The organism is Gordonibacter pamelaeae 7-10-1-b, assembly GCF_000210055.1.
In the GTDB taxonomy this organism is placed as follows: Bacteria; Actinomycetota; Coriobacteriia; order Coriobacteriales; family Eggerthellaceae; genus Gordonibacter; species Gordonibacter pamelaeae.
This window is the reverse complement of the sequence record NC_021021.1, coordinates 3341809-3343053: the sequence shown is the minus strand read 5'-3', so window position 1 is coordinate 3343053 and position 1245 is coordinate 3341809. Positions and strand designations below refer to the sequence as shown.

Annotated in this window: 2 protein-coding genes; both read right to left on the bottom strand. The window is 68.4% G+C overall.

What is annotated here, in order from left to right:
- A partial coding sequence (gene nrfD, locus GPA_RS15335; RefSeq protein WP_041240662.1) for an NrfD/PsrC family molybdoenzyme membrane anchor subunit occupies window positions 1-716 on the bottom strand: 716 nt, incomplete at its 3' end.
- 5 nt (window positions 717-721) lie between these two features.
- Window positions 722-1245, bottom strand: a 524-nt coding sequence (locus GPA_RS15330; protein WP_049784198.1) for a 4Fe-4S dicluster domain-containing protein, incomplete at its 5' end; no start/stop codon positions are given.

Here is a 1245-nt window from a genome sequence, read left to right as displayed (position 1 = left end):
ACCAAGCCCACCACCACGAACCCGAGCCAGAACGGCACGGCGTAGGCGCCGGACACGAGATTCGCCACCGAGGCCGCGCCGGCTGCAGCCGCCGAGCCCGACGAGCCGGCCGTCACGCCCAGCAGCACGGCCACGAGCACCAGCTCCAGCACCGGCAGGACGAGCCCCGCCTTGGGCAGGAACGGCAGAGCCTCCACCTCGTCGGGCGCCGCAAGGTACGTGACCAGCAGCACCGCGGCGATGCCGGTGGAAGCGGCCGACACCACGAACAGCAACGGCAGGATGGCCATGTTCCAAAGCGGGAACGCGAGGCCCGCGTCGCCCAGCAGCACGCCCGTGTAGGCGGCCACGCACACGGCCAGCACCATGCCGACCACGTCGAGCGCCTTCGGCGTCTTCTTGCGCACGAGCAGCAGCACCAAGTCCACCACGCTCACCGCCAAGAACACGCTCAAGATGATGACGCCCCAGGCCATGACGGAGTTCAGGTTGGAAACCAGCAGGAAGAAGCGCAGCGGGTTGGCGAACCCGGCCTTCGCATCGACCACCAGCACGAGCGTGCCCACGGCCACGGCCACCGGCGCGATGACGAACGCGATCCTCTTCATGCGCGGCGCCGGGGTCTTGGCCCAGTTCGTGAGCGCGCCTAGGACGAACGCCCCGGCACCCAGGCCGGCCAGGAACAGGTAAACAGCTATGAATGCATCCCAAACCATCTTCATCACCCCTCGTACGGCTTCATGACGTTGCCGCCGCGGTGGATGGCGGACGCGACCGGCATGGCCTCGGTTTCCTTGAGTCCGATATAGTACAGCGAGGGGTTAAGCCCCAGGTCCTCGTACAGGACGTCGCCGCCGTTCGCCTCGGCCAGGCGCTTCGAGATGTCGCTCTCCGGGTCGTTCAGGTCGCCGAAGGTGCGGGCGTAGCCCACGCACGTGCCCACGCAGGCGGGCAGCAGGCCCACGCCCGTGCGGTGATGGCAGAACGTGCACTTCTGCACCTCGCCGGTCTCCACCTGGTAGCGCACCTGGTACGGGCACGCCGCCATGCAGTACTTGCAGCCGATGCACCTGTCCTGGTCGATCTGCACCGTGCCGTCCTCGGCGCGGTAGCTCGCGCCCGTGGGGCACACCTTCACGCAGGGCGCGTCGGCGCAGTGGTTGCACTGCTTGGGCACGTTCGCGCGGGCGATGCGCCCGTCGGGACGCTCCACGTCGAAGCTCTCGATCCAGGTGTTGAACGCGC